1 pseudogene is annotated in these 424 nt (G+C 42.5%); it reads left to right on the top strand.

Going from position 1 to position 424, the window contains the following annotated elements:
- Nucleotides 1-147: 147 nt before the first annotated feature.
- Nucleotides 148-424: pseudogene (locus BHE18_RS00625) on the top strand (NCS2 family permease); the annotation flags it as partial.

The raw sequence follows: 424 nt of genomic DNA, 5'->3' as shown, positions 1-424 counted from the left end.
TGTTTCGTGCTGTGTGGTGAGGAGTGTAGTTATAGTGTCTAATGATGTGTGGTGGGGTCAATGTCGTTAGATAGTTCTATGTAGATGTTGTATTGTCTTGGTCTTATGTTGTGATGATATATATGTTGAGTTCTGATTGAGTGGGTTGTGTTTGGTTTTGGCAGGCAGACGATTGTTTTTTTTTTTTCCGATTTAACGACTGGCTCCGCTTTGCTCGCAATCTTCGGCTTATTTATTACCGTGATCATGATGGTTCGTGGAGTAAAGGGTGGAATTTTCTTTGGGATTCTGATTGCTGCTGTCGTCGGCATGGTTTTCCAAGTAATCAGCTTACCGACTGCAGTCATTGATTTAAATGTTCCGAGTCTCGCGCCAACATTCGGCGTAGCACTCGAACCGATCTTTAATGATCCGGGTTCATTAA

Source organism: Rossellomorea aquimaris (assembly GCF_001877785.1).
Lineage (GTDB): Bacteria > Bacillota > Bacilli > Bacillales > Bacillaceae_B > Rossellomorea > Rossellomorea aquimaris_A.
This window is presented reverse-complemented; position numbering and strand designations above follow the sequence as displayed.